Source organism: Leifsonia xyli, from assembly GCA_001647635.1.
GTDB lineage: Bacteria > Actinomycetota > Actinomycetes > Actinomycetales > Microbacteriaceae > Leifsonia > Leifsonia xyli_A.
In genome coordinates this window covers 3,470,144-3,484,977 of the sequence record CP014761.1, presented here as the reverse complement: position 1 = coordinate 3,484,977, position 14,834 = coordinate 3,470,144, and the positions used below count along the sequence as shown (strand labels likewise).

At 71.4% G+C, this 14,834-nt stretch carries 15 protein-coding genes; 4 read left to right on the top strand and 11 right to left on the bottom strand.

All coding sequences use genetic code 11. The features are described 5' to 3' along the window. Positions 1-16: 16 nt before the first annotated feature. Positions 17-979 carry a sugar kinase gene (locus A0130_17070; GenBank protein ANF33146.1) on the top strand — a complete coding sequence of 321 codons (963 nt, stop codon included), beginning with the start codon at positions 17-19 and terminating at the stop codon, positions 977-979. A 10-nt stretch (positions 980-989) separates the two neighbouring features. Here the strand turns inward: A0130_17070 and A0130_17065 are convergent, their stop codons facing one another. From A0130_17065 to A0130_17035, 7 genes are all read right to left on the bottom strand, one after another. Then, positions 990-2,123, bottom strand: a complete 1,134-nt coding sequence (locus A0130_17065) for a hypothetical protein (GenBank protein ANF33145.1) — start codon at positions 2,121-2,123, stop codon at positions 990-992. Between the two features lie 72 nt (positions 2,124-2,195). Further along, positions 2,196-3,416, bottom strand: a complete 1,221-nt coding sequence (locus A0130_17060; protein ID ANF33144.1) for an ABC transporter permease — start codon at positions 3,414-3,416, stop codon at positions 2,196-2,198. Beyond that, positions 3,416-4,360, bottom strand: coding sequence for a bifunctional riboflavin kinase/FMN adenylyltransferase (locus A0130_17055; GenBank protein ID ANF33143.1), 945 nt, complete (start codon positions 4,358-4,360; stop codon positions 3,416-3,418). Before A0130_17055 ends, A0130_17060 begins: the two co-directional genes overlap by 1 nt. After that, a complete protein-coding gene (locus A0130_17050) occupies positions 4,357-4,848 on the bottom strand; it encodes a hypothetical protein (GenBank protein ANF33142.1) in 492 nt (163 codons plus the stop codon). Before A0130_17050 ends, A0130_17055 begins: the two co-directional genes overlap by 4 nt. A 30-nt stretch (positions 4,849-4,878) precedes the next feature. Next, the gene (locus A0130_17045) at positions 4,879-5,247 is read right to left on the bottom strand and encodes a hypothetical protein (GenBank protein ANF33141.1); all 369 of its coding nucleotides are present in this window, start codon (positions 5,245-5,247) and stop codon (positions 4,879-4,881) included. After that, positions 5,244-6,155: a tRNA pseudouridine synthase B gene (locus A0130_17040; GenBank protein ID ANF33140.1), complete on the bottom strand. Its 912-nt coding sequence runs from the start codon at positions 6,153-6,155 to the stop codon at positions 5,244-5,246. Before A0130_17040 ends, A0130_17045 begins: the two co-directional genes overlap by 4 nt. Beyond that, positions 6,152-6,814: a hypothetical protein gene (locus tag A0130_17035; GenBank protein ID ANF33139.1), complete on the bottom strand. Its 663-nt coding sequence runs from the start codon at positions 6,812-6,814 to the stop codon at positions 6,152-6,154. The genes A0130_17040 and A0130_17035 overlap by 4 nt, the downstream gene beginning before the upstream one ends. 73 nt (positions 6,815-6,887) lie before the next feature. Here A0130_17035 and A0130_17030 point away from each other — a divergent pair, with 73 nt between their 5' ends. Together A0130_17030 and A0130_17025 are read left to right on the top strand one after the other, a co-directional pair. Then, positions 6,888-8,378 carry an MFS transporter gene (locus tag A0130_17030; GenBank protein ANF33138.1) on the top strand — a complete coding sequence of 497 codons (1,491 nt, stop codon included), beginning with the start codon at positions 6,888-6,890 and terminating at the stop codon, positions 8,376-8,378. Positions 8,379-8,471: 93 nt separating this feature from the next. Continuing rightward, positions 8,472-9,473, top strand: coding sequence for a 2-dehydropantoate 2-reductase (locus A0130_17025; protein ID ANF33137.1), 1,002 nt, complete (start codon positions 8,472-8,474; stop codon positions 9,471-9,473). A 1-nt stretch (position 9,474) separates the two neighbouring features. Here the strand turns inward: A0130_17025 and A0130_17020 are convergent, their stop codons facing one another. Then, positions 9,475-10,056: a hypothetical protein gene (locus tag A0130_17020; GenBank protein ID ANF33136.1), complete on the bottom strand. Its 582-nt coding sequence runs from the start codon at positions 10,054-10,056 to the stop codon at positions 9,475-9,477. Positions 10,057-10,094: 38 nt separating this feature from the next. On the opposite strand from A0130_17020, the gene A0130_17015 reads away from it, so the two are divergent. Continuing rightward, complete coding sequence (locus A0130_17015) at positions 10,095-10,958, top strand: adenine glycosylase (protein ID ANF33135.1); 864 nt, start codon at positions 10,095-10,097, stop codon at positions 10,956-10,958. Here A0130_17015 and A0130_17010 read toward each other — a convergent pair. From A0130_17010 to A0130_17000, 3 genes are read right to left on the bottom strand one after another with little or no spacing between them, the layout of a single operon-like run. Next, entirely contained in the window at positions 10,943-11,242 is a 300-nt protein-coding gene (locus tag A0130_17010) for a hypothetical protein (GenBank protein ANF33134.1), read from the bottom strand. The two genes, A0130_17015 and A0130_17010, sit on opposite strands and share 16 nt — an antisense overlap. A 38-nt stretch (positions 11,243-11,280) precedes the next feature. Next, positions 11,281-11,727: a ribosome-binding factor A gene (locus tag A0130_17005; protein ID ANF33133.1), complete on the bottom strand. Its 447-nt coding sequence runs from the start codon at positions 11,725-11,727 to the stop codon at positions 11,281-11,283. A gap of 58 nt (positions 11,728-11,785) precedes the next feature. Further along, positions 11,786-14,563, bottom strand: a complete 2,778-nt coding sequence (locus A0130_17000) for a translation initiation factor IF-2 (GenBank protein ID ANF33132.1) — start codon at positions 14,561-14,563, stop codon at positions 11,786-11,788. Positions 14,564-14,834: the final 271 nt, after the last annotated feature.

Sequence of the window (14,834 nt, the reverse complement as noted above, 5' to 3'; positions counted from 1 at the left end):
CGTCTATCGTTTAGTCGTGCCCACGGACCTCCAGCCCAGCTCTGCCCTGTTCGCCCTCGCCGTCGACTTCGGCGGCACGAAGGTGGAGGCGGCCCTCGTCGACACCGAGGGGCGCCTGGTCGAGGGATCGCGCCACCGCCGCCCGACCGGGCGCAACGCGACCGTCCCGGAGCTCGAGGAGTCGGTGGGCGGCGTCGTGCGCGCCGCATTCGCGGCCCTGCCCGAGGGCGGCCGGGTCGTCGGCGTCGGCATCGGCAGCGCGGGCCCGATCGACCGCACGCAGGGTCTCGTCTCGCCGCTCAACGTCCCGCACTGGCGCGACTACCCCATGCGCGACTTCGTCTCGCGCGTCGCGGCGGAGCTCGGCCTCGACGTGCCCGTCACGCTGGAGATGGACGGCGTCGCCATCACCATGGCGGAGCACTGGGTCGGCGCCGCACAGGGCGTCGAGAACGTGATGGGCATGGTCATCTCCACCGGCATCGGTGGCGGCCTCATCGTGGGCGGCCGCGTGATCACCGGCCCGACGGGCAACGCCGGTCACATCGGCCATGTCGAGGTCGGCGACATCCGGGGCGAGGACACCTTCGGCAGCCCGTTCGCGCTGGAGGCGATGGCCTCCGGCCCGCACACCGTCGCGTGGGCGCGGCACCACGGCTTCGAGGGATCGACCGGCGAGGAGCTGGCGGCGGCATACGCGGCCGGCGACGCGGTCGCCCGCGAGGCCATCGCCCGCACCGGCCGCGCGGTCGGGCACGCGATCGCGTCCGCGACCGCACTGCTCGACCTGGAGCTCGTCGCGATCGGCGGCGGGTTCTCGCACTCGACGCCCGACCTCTTCGACCACATGCGCGCCGTGATCGCCGAGCACTACTTCCCGTTCGTGCGGAAGGTCCGCATCGTCCCGTCAGGCCTCTCGTCGGAGGGACCGCTCATCGGCGCCGCGGCCCTCATCCACCGCGCGCACCTCCTCCCCTAGCGGCCCCGGCTCAGGGACGCCAGCGCAGCTCGATGATCTGGTGCGCGTCGCTGAGGTAGAAGACGTTCTGCGTGCCGTCGTCCACCTCCACGAAGGCAGCCGCGTCGCCGATCACCGGCGGCGCACCGACGGCCGCCGCGACGTCGTTGAAGTGCCACACCCCGGATCCGTACCACAGCTCGTGGAGCAGGGAGTCGGTCCCCGCGTACCAGACGTGCTGCGTCGCGTCCGGCTGAAGGCGCCCGGACTCGAAGGCGTACCCGGCCGGACTGGACCCCGCGAGCGCGAGCGTGGTCGTGCGCGACGCGGCGGTCAGGTCGTTGTGATGCCAGCCCGTCGGGTAGTACCACCACAGCTCGTGGACGTGACCGTCGGTGCCGACGTAGTCGATGTGCTGCGTCCCCTCCCCGCGGAACACGTACCCGTGGATGCTCTCGCACGGTGAGACGACGGGCGCACCGACCGTCGCGGTGAGGTCGGCCCAGCGCCAGCCAGAGCCGTCCGACCAGTACTCGATGATGTGCCCGTTCCCCGAGTCCGCCTCCGTGTGGACCAGGACGTGGGCCGTGTGCTGGTCCTCGAAGGAGTAGCCGACGGGCGCCGAGGTCGGGGACGCGTTCGGCGCGGCCGCCGCGGCGGTAAGGTCGAGGTGCTGCCAGCCGTCGCCGGAGTTGCGCAGCTCGTGCACGTGCAGGTCCCGGCCCTGGTAGACGACCCGCTGCGCTCCGTCGTAGTACGTCTCGTAGCCGGAGGGCTGGCCGAGCGCGAGAGGCGCGTGCGCGGCGTTCGTCAGGTCGTTCGCGTTCCAGCCGTCGTCGCTCGTGTACCAGAGCTCGTGCACGTGCCCGTCGAACTGGCGTCCCTGGTAGACCACGTGCTGCGACCCCTGGTGCGCCCAGATGTAGCCGTTCGCGTTCGTGGCTGCCGGTGCGCCGCCCGCCTCCGACACGAGGTCCTTGACGTGCCAGTCGTCGCTGGCGCTGCAGTACAGCTCGTAGAGCTGGCCGTCGTCGCCGTTCGTGAAGTCGAACCCCTGGAACACGACGTGACGGGTGAACTGCGCGAAGAGCCACGCAGTGGGCTGGTAGACGGCGAGGCGAGCGCCCGGTGTGCTCGTCGTGAGGTTCTTGGTGGTCCATCCCATGATCCCGCTCCGATCTCGAACCCACCCAGGCTAGAACCGGAGGAGCCGATCGAGACTGCCGGATCCGGCCGGTCAGTCCTCGAGGAAGCGGGGGCGTGCGACGACGGCGCCGGCCACGGCGGCCGCGAGCACGGTCGCGGTCAGCACGAGCAGCGCGAGCGTCCAGGAGCCGGTCAGCTGGTGCAGCACGCCGACCGCGAGCGGCCCGAGGGCGCCGAGCGTGTAGCCCAGGCCCTGCGTGAAGCCGCTCAGCGCGACCGAACCCGCGTGCGTCCGCGTCCGCACGTTGATCAGCACGAGGCACAGCGGGAACAGCAGCGGCCCGAGGCCGGCGAACGCGACCCACAGCCACGTCGCCGCACCCGGCGCGAGGATCAGCCCGAGGTAGCCGGCGACGAAGAACGCGACGCCCGCGTAGATCAGGATGGCGACGTTCCGCATCCGCGCGGCCAGCAGGGGCACGAGCAGCCCGGCCGGTATGCCCATCCCGGCATACACCGAGAGCAGGGCGCCCGCCTCGACCGGCGGGGTGCCCGCGACATCGTGCAGGATCTGCGGAAGCCACGCGAACATCGCGTACGCGTTGAGGCTCGACACGGCGAAGACGACCGCAAGCGCCCAAGCGAGCGACGAGTGCCAGACCCGTCCCGCCATGGCCGGCTGCGCCTTCTCGACGTCGACGTCGTGATCGGGGTGCGCGGGCCGGTGGGTGATCAGGATGCGCAGCCACGGCAGGATGGCGAGCAGGCTCACCAGCCCCCACATGCCCACCGAGACATGCCAGCCCGCCGCGTCTGCGACCGGCACGGCGACCAGCGGCGGGAGCAGCGTCGAGACCGACATCACCGTCGCGTAGAGGGAGGTGACCAGCCCGATCCGGTCCGGGAAATACCGCTTCACGAGCGGCGGCAGCAGGACGTTGCCCACGCCCATCCCGGCGAAGGTCACGGCCGAGCCGATCGCGAGCAGCGCGAACGACGTGGCCGACGCCCGGATGAGATGGCCGAGCAGGATGACGCCGAGCGCGAGCAGCACGACAGTCTCGAGCTTGAGCTTCCGCGTGAACGATGGCGCGATCAGGCCGAACAGCGCGAAGCAGACCGGCGGCAGCATCCCGAGCAGTCCGACGCCGATGCTCGACACCTCGAACTCGGTGCGGATCTCGGCGAAGATCGGCGACAGCGCCGCGACCGCGGTGCGGAGGTTGGCGGCGACGAGCAGGATGCCGACCAGCGCGATCGCGCGGCCGTGCCAGAGCGGCCGCCGTTCCGCGGCCGGAGAGGAGTCCGCCATCAGGACGGCTCGCCCGCGCCCAGGATGCGCCGCGCCTGCTCCACGTCGTCCGCGATCTGCGCGATCAGCGGCTCGACGCCGGTGTAGGCGACCATCCCACGGATGCGGTGCACGAACGACACCTCGACCGTGTGGTCGTACAGGTCGAGTTCGCGGTCGAGCACGTACGCCTCGACCTGCTTGTGCGGCACACCCTCGAACGTCGGGTTGTTGCCGACCGAGATCGCCGCCGGGTAGCGCTCGCCCCCGTCGGTCAGCCAGCCCGCGTACACGCCGTCGGCCGGGATGAGGCCCTCCGACTCCGGCGAGAGGTTCGCCGTCGGGTAGCCGAGTTCACGTCCGCGCGCCGCGCCGTGCACCACGAGACCGCGGACGGTCGGTGCCGACCCGAGCAGCTCGGTCGCGTGGTCGACGTCGCCGTCGGCGAGCAGCTCCCGGATCCACGTGGAGGACACCCGCCGGCCGTGCTCGGGCCGCACGTCGTCGATCAGCTCGACGGTGAACCCGTAGGTCACGCCCAACTCGCGCAGCAGCGCCACATCCCCTGCGCCCCGGGCTCCGAAGCGGAAGTCACTGCCGACCAGCACGGCCGCGGCGTGCAGCCGGTCGACCAGGATGCGGTGCACGAACTCCTCGGGAGGAAGGCCCGCGAGCGCCCGGTCGAAGTGGACCATGAGGGTCGCATCCACCCCGGTCGAGGCGAGCAGGTCGAGCTTCTGCGCGTTGCTCACCAGCGACGCCGGGCACTTCTCGGGCGCCAGCACCTCGAGCGGGTTGCGGTCGAACGTGATGACCGTCGACACCAGCCCGCGCTCGGCGGCGACGGCCCGCAGGCGGTCGATCACCGCGCGGTGCCCGGTGTGGACGCCGTCGAACTTGCCGATGGTGACCGCCGACGGTCCCCAGCCGTCCGGGACCTCCTCGACCGCGTGGAAGACCTTCACGACATCACCTCGCCCGCGGGCGCGTCGACGGGCGGGTGGCGGCGCAGCCACAGCATCCCGAGCACCGGCAGCACGAGCGGGATGAACAGGTACCCCATCCCGTAGACGGACCAGACCGTCGCGTCGCGCCCGAACGGGTCGATGTCGTGCAACCCGAGCACCGCCGGGGCGAAGAGGCTCAGCGACCCGATGATCAGCACGCCGGCGAGCTCGAAGCTGATCGTGATCCACGCCACGCGGTACCAGACGCGCCCCGGCGCGATCAGCGCGATCGTGGCGACGATGTAGACGACCGCGGCGAGCGCCGACAGCGTGAAGGCGACGGGCGCCTCGTGGTAGCGGTCGATGATCTGGAAGACGCTGCGGCCGGTCGCGGCGAGCGCGAGCACGCCGTAGACGAAGACGAGCACCCGGCCCACCCCCGACATCCGCCGCCGGGGTGCCGACGGGTCCGGGTTCGTGCGCGTGGACGTGGTGTGGTGGGACATCGCTTCGATTCTATTTGCGCGGGCCGACGCTCACGCGCCCTGCACGAACCAGATCTGCCCCATCCGGTAGACCATCACCGCGATCGCGAAGCAGACGCCGCCGAGGATGACGGTGCTCCAGCGGTTCCGTTCGATCAGCGCCCAGAAGCCGCCCGCCAGCGGGAGGATGATCGCCGAGATCAGATAGATGTAGAACTCCGCGAGGCTGCCGGACGGGTTGTTGCCGACGGCGGGCGCGATGATCGCGATCACCAGTTGCGCGAGCAGCAGCAGCTCGACGAGCGCGACGGCCCCCATCGAGACGTCGCCGGGCAGCCGCCCGATGAGCCCGAGCACCAGGCACAGGATGCCGGCGGCGCAGGCCACGATGACCTGCACGGTCGTGAACCACTCGATCATGCGCGGCCGACGGCCTCGTCCGTTGGGAAGTTCACGAGCGTCCTGGCTTCCTTTCCGCGGAACTCGATCAGTCCCACAAGCGCTCCGTTCGGGGCGACGGCGGCGACAGGCTCGCCGCCCGGCCCTTCGCGGTCGACGACGTGGATGCGCCGCCCGTGCGTCAGGTCGATCGCCTGCTGCTCGGTGAGGTCGAGCCGCTCGAACAGGTCGGTCGCCGCATCCACAGCCGGGATGAGCGCGGCCTCCGCATCGAGCGTAGCGAGGTCGTGGGCGTCCTGCACGGAGAAGGCGCCGACGCGGGTGCGCCGCAGCGCGGTGAGGTGGCCGCCGACGGCGAGCGACGTGCCGAGGTCGCGGGCGAGCGAGCGGATGTACGTGCCCGACGAGCAGACGACGCGCACGTCGAGGTCGATCGCGCCGTCGATCCGCCGGGTCGCCAACAGCTCGAACTCGGAGACGGTGACGGCGCGCGGCGCGAGCTCGACCTGCTCCCCCGCCCGGACGCGCGCGTACGCCCGCTTGCCGTCCACCTTGATCGCGGAGACGGCGCTGGGGATCTGCTGGATCTCGCCGGTCAGCGCGGCGATGCCTGCAACGATCGCGTCGTCGGCCACCGCGTCCAGCGCGTCCTGCGAGACGGGGGCGAGCAGGTCGCCCTCGGCGTCGTCGGTGGTGGTCCCGGCGCCGAGCCGGATGGTCGCCAGGTACTCCTTGTCGGCCCCGACGATGTAGGTAAGCAGCCGCGTGGACGAGTTGACGCCGACGATGAGCAGGCCGGTCGCCATCGGATCCAGGGTTCCCGCGTGGCCGACCTTGCGGGTGCCTGCGGCCTTGCGCACGCGCGCGACGACGTCGTGGCTCGTCATCCCGTCCGGCTTGTCGATCGGGATGAGTCCGCTGCCGGTCACGCGCGCACGCTCTCGTCGGCGGACACGTCGAGGACGAGCTGCAGCTTGGTGCGGAACGTGCACTCGATGAGCTCGGTCGCCGCCGCGTCCTTCTGGTACTCGTCCGTCAGACGCAGGCCCAGCAGGGTGTTGAGCAGCATCCCCTCGGCGAGGAACGAGCGCGCCTCCTCCGGCTCGAAGCCGGCCTCGTCGCGCAGCAGCCGGTAGATGGTGAGGAAGCCGTCGCGCGCCTTGCCACCGATGGTCGGGTCCTGTCCCATGCTGAACGCCTGCATCAGCGAGAGCAGGAGCCCGCGGTCCTCGATGAGATTGACGTAGGCCAGGCCGAGCCGGCGGCCGATCTCGCCGTGGACCCCGGGCATCATCGCGGCGACGTCGGTGCCGGGCGCGGCGGGCGATCCGTCGGCCTTCCACTGCGCGATGGTCTCGGTGAAGGCGACGAGGAGCCGCTCCAGCGACCGCGAGAGGACGCCGACGAACAGGTTCTCCTTGCTGCCGAACATCCGCACCACGTAGGGCTGGCTGATGCCCGCCTCGCGGGCGATCTGGTCGGTGGTCGCGCCGAAGTAGCCGCGCTCCCCGAAGACCCGGCTGGCGGCTTCGAGGATCTGGACGCGGCGCTCGGCGGAGGAAATCCGCTCGGTGTTCTTGTCCGTCACACTTGACAGGTTATCAGTCGATTACTAATCTCAGCTCTTGTAATCATCCGATAACAACAACTGGAGGCGCCGCATGTCCGCACCTGCCGCACCGCGCACCCGCTCCATCCCCGTCTGGCTGGCGATCGTCGCGGCGTCCCTGCCGATGTTCATGGCCACCCTCGACAACCTCGTCGTCACCAGCGCCCTGCCCGTGATCGCGAAAGACCTGTCCGCCTCCATCGAGGAGCTGCAGTGGGTGGTCAACGCGTACACGCTCAGCTTCGCGACCCTCATGCTCATGGCGGTCGGCCTCGGCGACCGGCTCGGCCGACGGTCGGTGTTCCTCGCCGGCATCGCCGTCTTCACGCTGGCCAGCGCGGCGAGCGCTCTCGCAACCGAGCCGTGGATGCTCATCGCCGCCCGCGCGGTGCAAGGCGCCGGCGCGGCCGCCCTCATGCCGCTGTCCCTGACACTGCTCGCCGGCAGCGTCAGCGAACGCCTCCGCCCGGCGGCGATCGGCATCTGGGGCGGCATCTCCGGCCTCGGCGTCGCCCTCGGCCCGCTGATCGGCGGCGCGGTGGTGCAGGGATGGAACTGGCAGGCGATCTTCTGGCTCAACGTCCCGCTCGGCGTGATCGCCGTCCCGCTGGTGCTCGCCGCCCTGCCGAACAGCTTCGGCGCGCGCGTCCGCGCCGACGTCGTCGGCCTGCTGCTGGCCGCGCCCGGCGTCCTCGGCGTCGTCTTCGCCATCGTGCGCGGCAACGACGCGGGCTGGAGCAGCGCGGAGGTTCTCATCCCCCTGATCGCGGGGGCCGCGCTGCTGGTCGCGTTCGTGTTCTGGGAGTCGCGCGCCTCCGCTCCGCTGCTGCCTCTGCGCCTGTTCCGCGACCGCAGCTTCACCGTCGCCAACCTCGTCGGCGTCACGTTCAGCTTCGGCATCTTCGGGGCGATCTTCATCCTCATCCAGTTCCTCCAGGTCGTGCAGGGCCACACCCCGCTCGAGGCGGGCGTGATGACGATGCCGTGGACCCTGGCGCCGATGGTCGTCGCGCCGCTCACCGGTCTGGTGTCGGGGCGCACCGGCACGCGCCTCCCGGTCGTCGCCGGCCTGGTGCTGCTCGCCGTCGCCATGGGCTGGATCGCGCTGACCCTGTCGGCGACGCTGCCCTACTCGCAGATGTGGCCGCCGTTCCTGCTGGCGGGCATCGGCATGGGCCTGGTGTTCGCGCCGAGCTCGACCGCGGTGCTCGCGAATATGCGACCCGCCGACCACGCCAAGGCGTCCGGCACCAACTCCACCCTGCGGGAGGTCGGCGTCGCGCTCGGCGTCGCCGTGCTCACCGCCGTGTTCACGGGCGCGGGCGGCACGCTCACGCCGACCGGGTACGTGGATGCGGCCATCCCGGCCGTGTGGGTCGGCGCCGGTGTCCTCGCGCTGGCCGCCGTGATCGCGCTGGCGCTGCCGTCGCGCCGCGCGGCCCGCGCGGCCGCCGCCGCTCTCGCCGAGCGCGAGGAGTCGCCGGCCGAGGCCGCCGTCGACGCGCTCGCGACCGCCGAGCCCGCGCCGGTCCTCGCCGACTGACATCCGTGCCATCTATTGGGCCCGACACGCCTTTACGGCCACGACCGTGACGGCGTGTCGGGCCCACTCGTTGGCCGGATTAGGCTGGAGCGCGTGCGTATCGGCGTGATCGGGACTGGGGCCATCGGCGGAACCATCGCGGCCCTCCTGGATCGCGTGGGTCACCTCGTCGAGGTGACCGCACGCGGCGAGCAGCTCGCGGCCATCCGCGTCGACGGTCTCCGGCTCGACGGGGCCTGGGGCACGCACACCGCCCGTCCCGCAGCCGCCGAGACGCTCCAGACGCGCCCCGAGCTCGCGTTCGTGTGCACCAAGGCTCAGGATGCGGCCGCCGCGATCGAGACGAATCGCGCGCAGCTCGACGGCATCCCCGTCGTGATCGTCCAGAACGGCCTCGCCGGCCTCCGCGAGGCCCAGGCCCTGCTGCCGGACTCCGACTGCGTCGGCGCGCTCGCCCTCTACGCCGCGAGCTACCTCTCCCCCGGCCGGGTCTCGGTCACCACCCCGGCGAACACCTACCTCGGCGCCGGAGACGGACCGCCGCCGCCCGCCGCGGTGGAGGGTGCGCGCATCCTCGACGCCGCAATGCCCGCGCAGGCGATCGACAACTTCACCGGGGCGCAGTGGACGAAGCTCATCGTCAACCAGATCAACGCGCTTCCCGCCATCACCGGCCTGAGCGCCCAGGAGGTCATCGGCGACCGACGGCTGCGGCCCATCCTGACCGCGAGCCTGCAGGAGGCGACGCGGGTCGGCTACGCCCGCGGCGTCCGCTACGGCAGCATCCAGGGCCTCGACGACCGGGTGCTGCGCGTCGTGGCCCGCGCACCGCGGTGGGCCGCGCAGGCGGTCCCGCTGCTGATGAAGCGCAGGATGGGCGCCACGCCGAACCTCGGATCGACGCTGCAGAGCATCCGCCGCGGCCAGCTCACCGAGATCGACTACCTCAACGGCGCGGTCGTCGACGAGGCGCGCGCGGCGGGCGTCGAGGCGCCGATCAACGCGGCGATCACCGGGCTCGTGCACGAGGTCGAGCAGAACGGCTTCCTCACGCCCGACCAGGTCGCCGAGCGGATGCGCCCGCTGCTCGCCTGAGTCAGCCGCGCGCCGCCCATATCGGCCGCGCCGGCTCGGTGTCGTCCACCAGGAAGTCGGCGTGCGAGGCGGGGTGGGCGTCCTCGATGTACAGCCCGTCTCGCGGCGCGTTCACGAGCCGGATGGACGCGGTCCACTCGGCGCGCAGGGAGGGCCGCAGCAGGAACTCGCCGTCCAGCACGAGCACCGCATCCATCCCCGCCGTCAGCCACCGCGCCTCCACCGGCTGGTCGCGCACGGCGTCGAAGGCGGCGAGCTGGAAGCCCGTGCTGCCGCCGAGGCGGAACGGGTCGAGCAGCACGCGACGGAGGCTGACGTAGTCGTAGGCGTCGCGGTAGTAGCTCTGCGGCGACTCCGGGCCGAGTCTCGTGCGGTAGGCACGCGACGAGTGGAAGTTCGAGACCGACGCGCGGAACGTGTCCGAACCGGCCTCGCGGAACACGTCCGCGAGGTCGTCGGCGAACCCGCCGTCCAGGCGCCCGCCATCGACGGCGACGGCCACCCGCCCGACCGGCGCCTTCCGGCGGATGGCGGCCACGAGTTCCCGCAGGAACAGCACGCGCGGGGTCGGCGGGAGCATCATGCGACGAGCATAGGCCGCGCACCGGTTAGCCTCGAAGCATGCACGACTTCGCCGGGACGGTGGTGGCCTGGTACCACGCCAACCGGCGCGACCTGCCGTGGCGGCGCGACGGTTTCACGGCCTGGGGAACGCTCGTCAGCGAGTTCATGCTGCAGCAGACCCCGGTGAGCCGGGTCATCCCCCGACTCGAGGAGTGGCTGACGCGCTGGCCGACACCCGCCGACCTCGCGGCGGTCCCTCCCGGCGAAGCGGTGCGCGCGTGGCAGTCGCTCGGCTACCCGCGCCGCGCGCTGTGGCTGCACGCCGCGGCCGTCGCCATCACCGAGCGGCACGGCGGCGTGGTCCCGGAGGATGTGGATGCGCTCCTCGCGCTCCCCGGCATCGGCGACTACACGGCTCGCGCCGTCGCGGCCTTCGCCTACGGCCACCGGCATCCGGTGGTCGACACGAACATCCGCCGGGTGATCGCCCGCGCCGTCGGCGGCCAGGCCGAGCCGGGGCCGCCGTCGAAGCGCGATCTCGCCGCGATGGAGGCGCTGCTCCCGAAGGACCGCCCCGCCGCCGCCGCGTTCAACGCCGGCATGATGGAGCTGGGCGCGATCGTCTGCGTCGCCCGCACGCCGCGCTGCGACGCGTGCCCGCTCGCGGACACCTGCGCCTGGCGCCAGGCGGGCTACCCAGCGTACGACGGGCCGCGCAAGGCGGTGCAGAAGAAGTACGAGGGCAGCGACCGGCAGGTGCGCGGGCGCATCCTCGCGGAACTGCGCGCCTCGCACATCCCGGTCAGCGCGACCGAGCTCGAGGCGGTGTGGCCGGACGCCGCGCAGCGCGACCGCGCGCTCGCGGGACTCGTCGCCGACGGCCTGGCCGTCGCAGCCGAAGGCGGCTACACGCTCCCCTGATCGGGGAACACGATCGGGTCCCAGTCGAGGATGCGGGACCGGTACACGAGCCCCTCGGTGACGAACGGGTCGCTGTCGCGGAATCGCTCGGCGGCCTCGCGCGAACGGAAGATCGCCATCGACCCCTGGGTCATCGGCTCGCCGAAGGTGCCGATCATCAGCACATCGCCGCTCTTCGCGAACTCGTCGAGGTAGGCGCGATGTCGCGGGTACGCCTCGGCGATGCGCTGGAAGCGCTCGGGTGAGGCATCCGGATCGGGGTCGTAGAACGAGACGGCGAACATGCCGTCAGCCTAGGACCGACCCCGACCCGGGCGGGAGGTCACTCCTCCTCGGCGTCCTCGTCGTACTCACGCGGCTTGACGTACGGATCCTCGTCGCCGGCGTAGCTCGCGCCCGCCGCGAGGCCCGCGACCGTGGTGTCGCGCTCGCGCGCTTCCCGCAGCAGGTCCTCGATGTGGGCTGCGTTCTCGGGGATGGCGTCGAGCTGGAACTCCAGCGTCGGCGTCAGCCGCGCGGTGATGTTCTTGCCCACCTCGCTGCGCAGCATCCCGGTCGCCGCCTTGAGCGCCGCCGCCGAGTCCTCGCGCTCCTGCTCGGTGCCGTACACCGTGTAGAACACGGTCGCGTGCTGCAGGTCGCCGGTCACCTGGACGTCCGTGATGGTCACGAAGCCCAGGCGCGGGTCGCGCAGGCCGCGGTCGAGCCGCTTGGCGATGATCTCCTTGATCCTGTCCGCGAGCTTCCTCGCGCGTGCCGGATCGGCCATGATTCTCTCCCTTCAAGCACGATGGCCGGTGGCGTCAGCCACCGGCCATCGTTCGCGACTACACGCGAGGCTTCTCGCGAAGCTCCGTGGTCTCGATCTCGTCACCGATCTGGATGTCGTTGTACTTGCCGAGGCCGATACCGGCCTCGAAGTCCGTACGGACCTCCGTGACGTCGTCCTTGAACCGGCGCAGCGACTCGATGGCGAGGTTGTCCCCCACCACGACGCCGTCGCGGATGACGCGCGCCTTGGCGTTGCGAGTGATCGTTCCGGACCGGACGATGACACCGGCGATGTTGCCGAACTTCGAGGAGCGGAACACCTCGCGGATCTCGGCGACACCCGACTGGACCTCTTCGAACTCGGGCTTGAGCATGCCCTTCAGCGAGTTCTCAATGTCCTCGATGGCGTTGTAGATGACCGAGTAGAAGCGGACATCCACACCCTCGCGGGCAGCACGCTCGCGCGCCTTCACGTCCGGGCGGACGTTGAAGCCGATCACGATCGCGTTGTCGATGGTCGCCAGGTCGATGTCCGACTCGGTGATCGCACCCACACCGCGGTGCAGGATGCGCAGGCTCACCGACTCGTCGACGTCGATCTTCATGAGCGACTCCTCCAGCGCCTCCACGGCACCGGACACGTCGCCCTTGATGATGAGGTTGAGCGCCTCGACCTTGCCTTCTTCCAGAGCGCGGGTGAAGTCCTCGAGCGAGATGCGCTTGCGGGCCTTCGCCAGCTGCGCGTTGCGCTCGGCGGCCTCGCGCTTCTCGGCGATCTGACGCGCGGTGCGGTCCTCCTCGGTGACGAGGAAGGTGTCACCGGCGCGCGGGACGCTGGAGAGACCCTGCACCTGGACCGGACGAGCCGGGGCGGCCTCGAAGACCGGGTCGCCGTTCTCGTCGGCCATCGCACGCACACGGCCGTAAGCAGTGCCGGCCACGATAGCGTCGCCCACCCGGAGTGTTCCGGACTGGATGAGCACGGTCGCCACGGCGCCGCGGCCCTTGTCGAGCTTCGCCTCGATCGCGACACCACGTGCGTCCTTGTTGGGGTTCGCACGGAGGTCGAGACCGGCGTCTGCGGTGAGCAGCACCGCGTCGAGCAGGTCGTCGATGCCGATGTTGTTGCGGGCCGAGACGTCGACGAACAGGACGTCGCCGCCGTACTCCTCCGCCACCAGACCGAACTCGGTGAGCTGCTGACGCACCTTCGCCGGGTTGGCATCGGGCTTGTCGATCTTGTTCACCGCGACCACGATCGGGACGCCGGCCGCCTGGGCGTGGTTCAGCGCCTCGATGGTCTGCGGCATGATGCCGTCGTCCGCCGCGACCACGAGGATCGCGATGTCCGTGACCTGCGCACCACGGGCACGCATGGCGGTGAACGCCTCGTGACCCGGGGTGTCGATGAAGGTGATGGCACGCTCGATGCCGTCGTGCTCCGTCCACACCTGGTACGCACCGATGTGCTGGGTGATGCCGCCGGCCTCGCCCGCGACGACGTTCGCGTTGCGGATGGCGTCGAGCAGTCGGGTCTTACCGTGGTCGACGTGACCCATGACGGTGACGACCGGCGGACGGATCTCGAGGTCCTCGTCGGACTCGCCCTCCAGCTCGGCGTCGAGGTCGATGTCGAAGCCCTCCAGGAGCTCCTTGTCCTCGTCCTCGGGCGAGACGACCTGGATCTTGTAGCCCAGCTCATCGCCGAGCACCTCGAAGGTGGCCTCGTCGAGCGACTCGGTCGCGGTCGCCATCTCGCCCAGGTGGAAGAGGACGGTGACCAGCGACGCGGGGTTCGCGTCGATCTTGTCGGCGAAGTCGGAGATCGAGGAGCCACGACGCAGCCGGATGACCGTGTCGCCGTTGCCGCGGGGTACGGTCACGCCGCCCAGCGACGGGGCCTCCCGCATCTCGAATTCCTGGCGCTTCGCGCGCTTCGACTTGCGTGCCTTGCTCTTGCCGCCACCGCGACCGAACGCACCGGCGGTACCGCCGCCGGGACCACGGCCACGACCGCCGCCGCCACCCGGGCGCGGGCCGCCGAAGCCGCCGCCGGGCCGCTGGAAGCCGCCACCGGCCCCCGCACCTGCACCGCCACCGCTGCCGGGACGCTGCTGGAAGCCGGGACGACCGCCGCCGCCACCGCCCGGACGACCGGGACGGTTGCCGCCGCCCTGGCCGGGCGCGCCGACGCGCGGCGAGCCGGGGCGCGGCGGGGTCGGACGCGGGATGTTGCCGGGCGAGGGACGCTGGCCCATGCCCTGCGACGACGAGAACGGGTTGTTGCCCGGACGCGGCGGGCGCTGGCCCATGCCCTGGTTGCTCGAGTAGGGGTTGTTGCCCGGGCGCGGAGCGCTCGGACGCGGGATGCTGCCGGCGCCGGGGCGCGGCCCCGCGGGCTTCGCGGTGTCGGGCGTGGACGGCTTGCCCTGGCTCGACGAGCTCGGGGCGGAGGTCTCCGCGGCCTTCTCGGCCGCCTTCTCGGCGGCAGCCTTCTCAGCCGCGGCCTGACGCTCGGCGACCGACATCGGGGCCGACGGCTTGGGGCCGGCGGCGGTGGATGCGTCGGACGATCCGGACGCCTGCGGCGGACGCGGTGCCGCCGGACGCGGCGCCTGCGACGGCGCCTTGGGGGCGGAAGCGGTCGCCTTGTCGGCGGACGGCTTCGCACCCTCGGCCTCGAGGGCGGCACGCAGCTTGCGTGCTACCGGAGGCTCGATGCTCGAGGACGGTCCCTTGACGAACTCGCCCATCTCCTTGAGCTTCGCGAGCGCGACCTTGCTGTCGACGCCGAGTTCGCTCGCGACCTCGTGTACGCGTGGTTTTGCAGCCACAATTCTCCTGTCTGGGGGCCTACCCCGGACAGGGCAGGCGTTAGTAGCGGACGGTACTCATTTCGAGCCGCTCATCGGTTGTCACTCATGTGAAGTCAACTTCTTCAGCCTGTTCTAATGAATTGCGACCGGATGGCCGCGGTGTCGAGGGCTCCTTCTACGCGGAGCGCCCGGCCGAAGGCCCGGCGCTTGACCGCGAGGTCGAAGCACTCGGCTGTCGGATGAAGCCACGCGCCCCGCCCCGGCCGGGTGGCGGACGGGTCCGCCACGA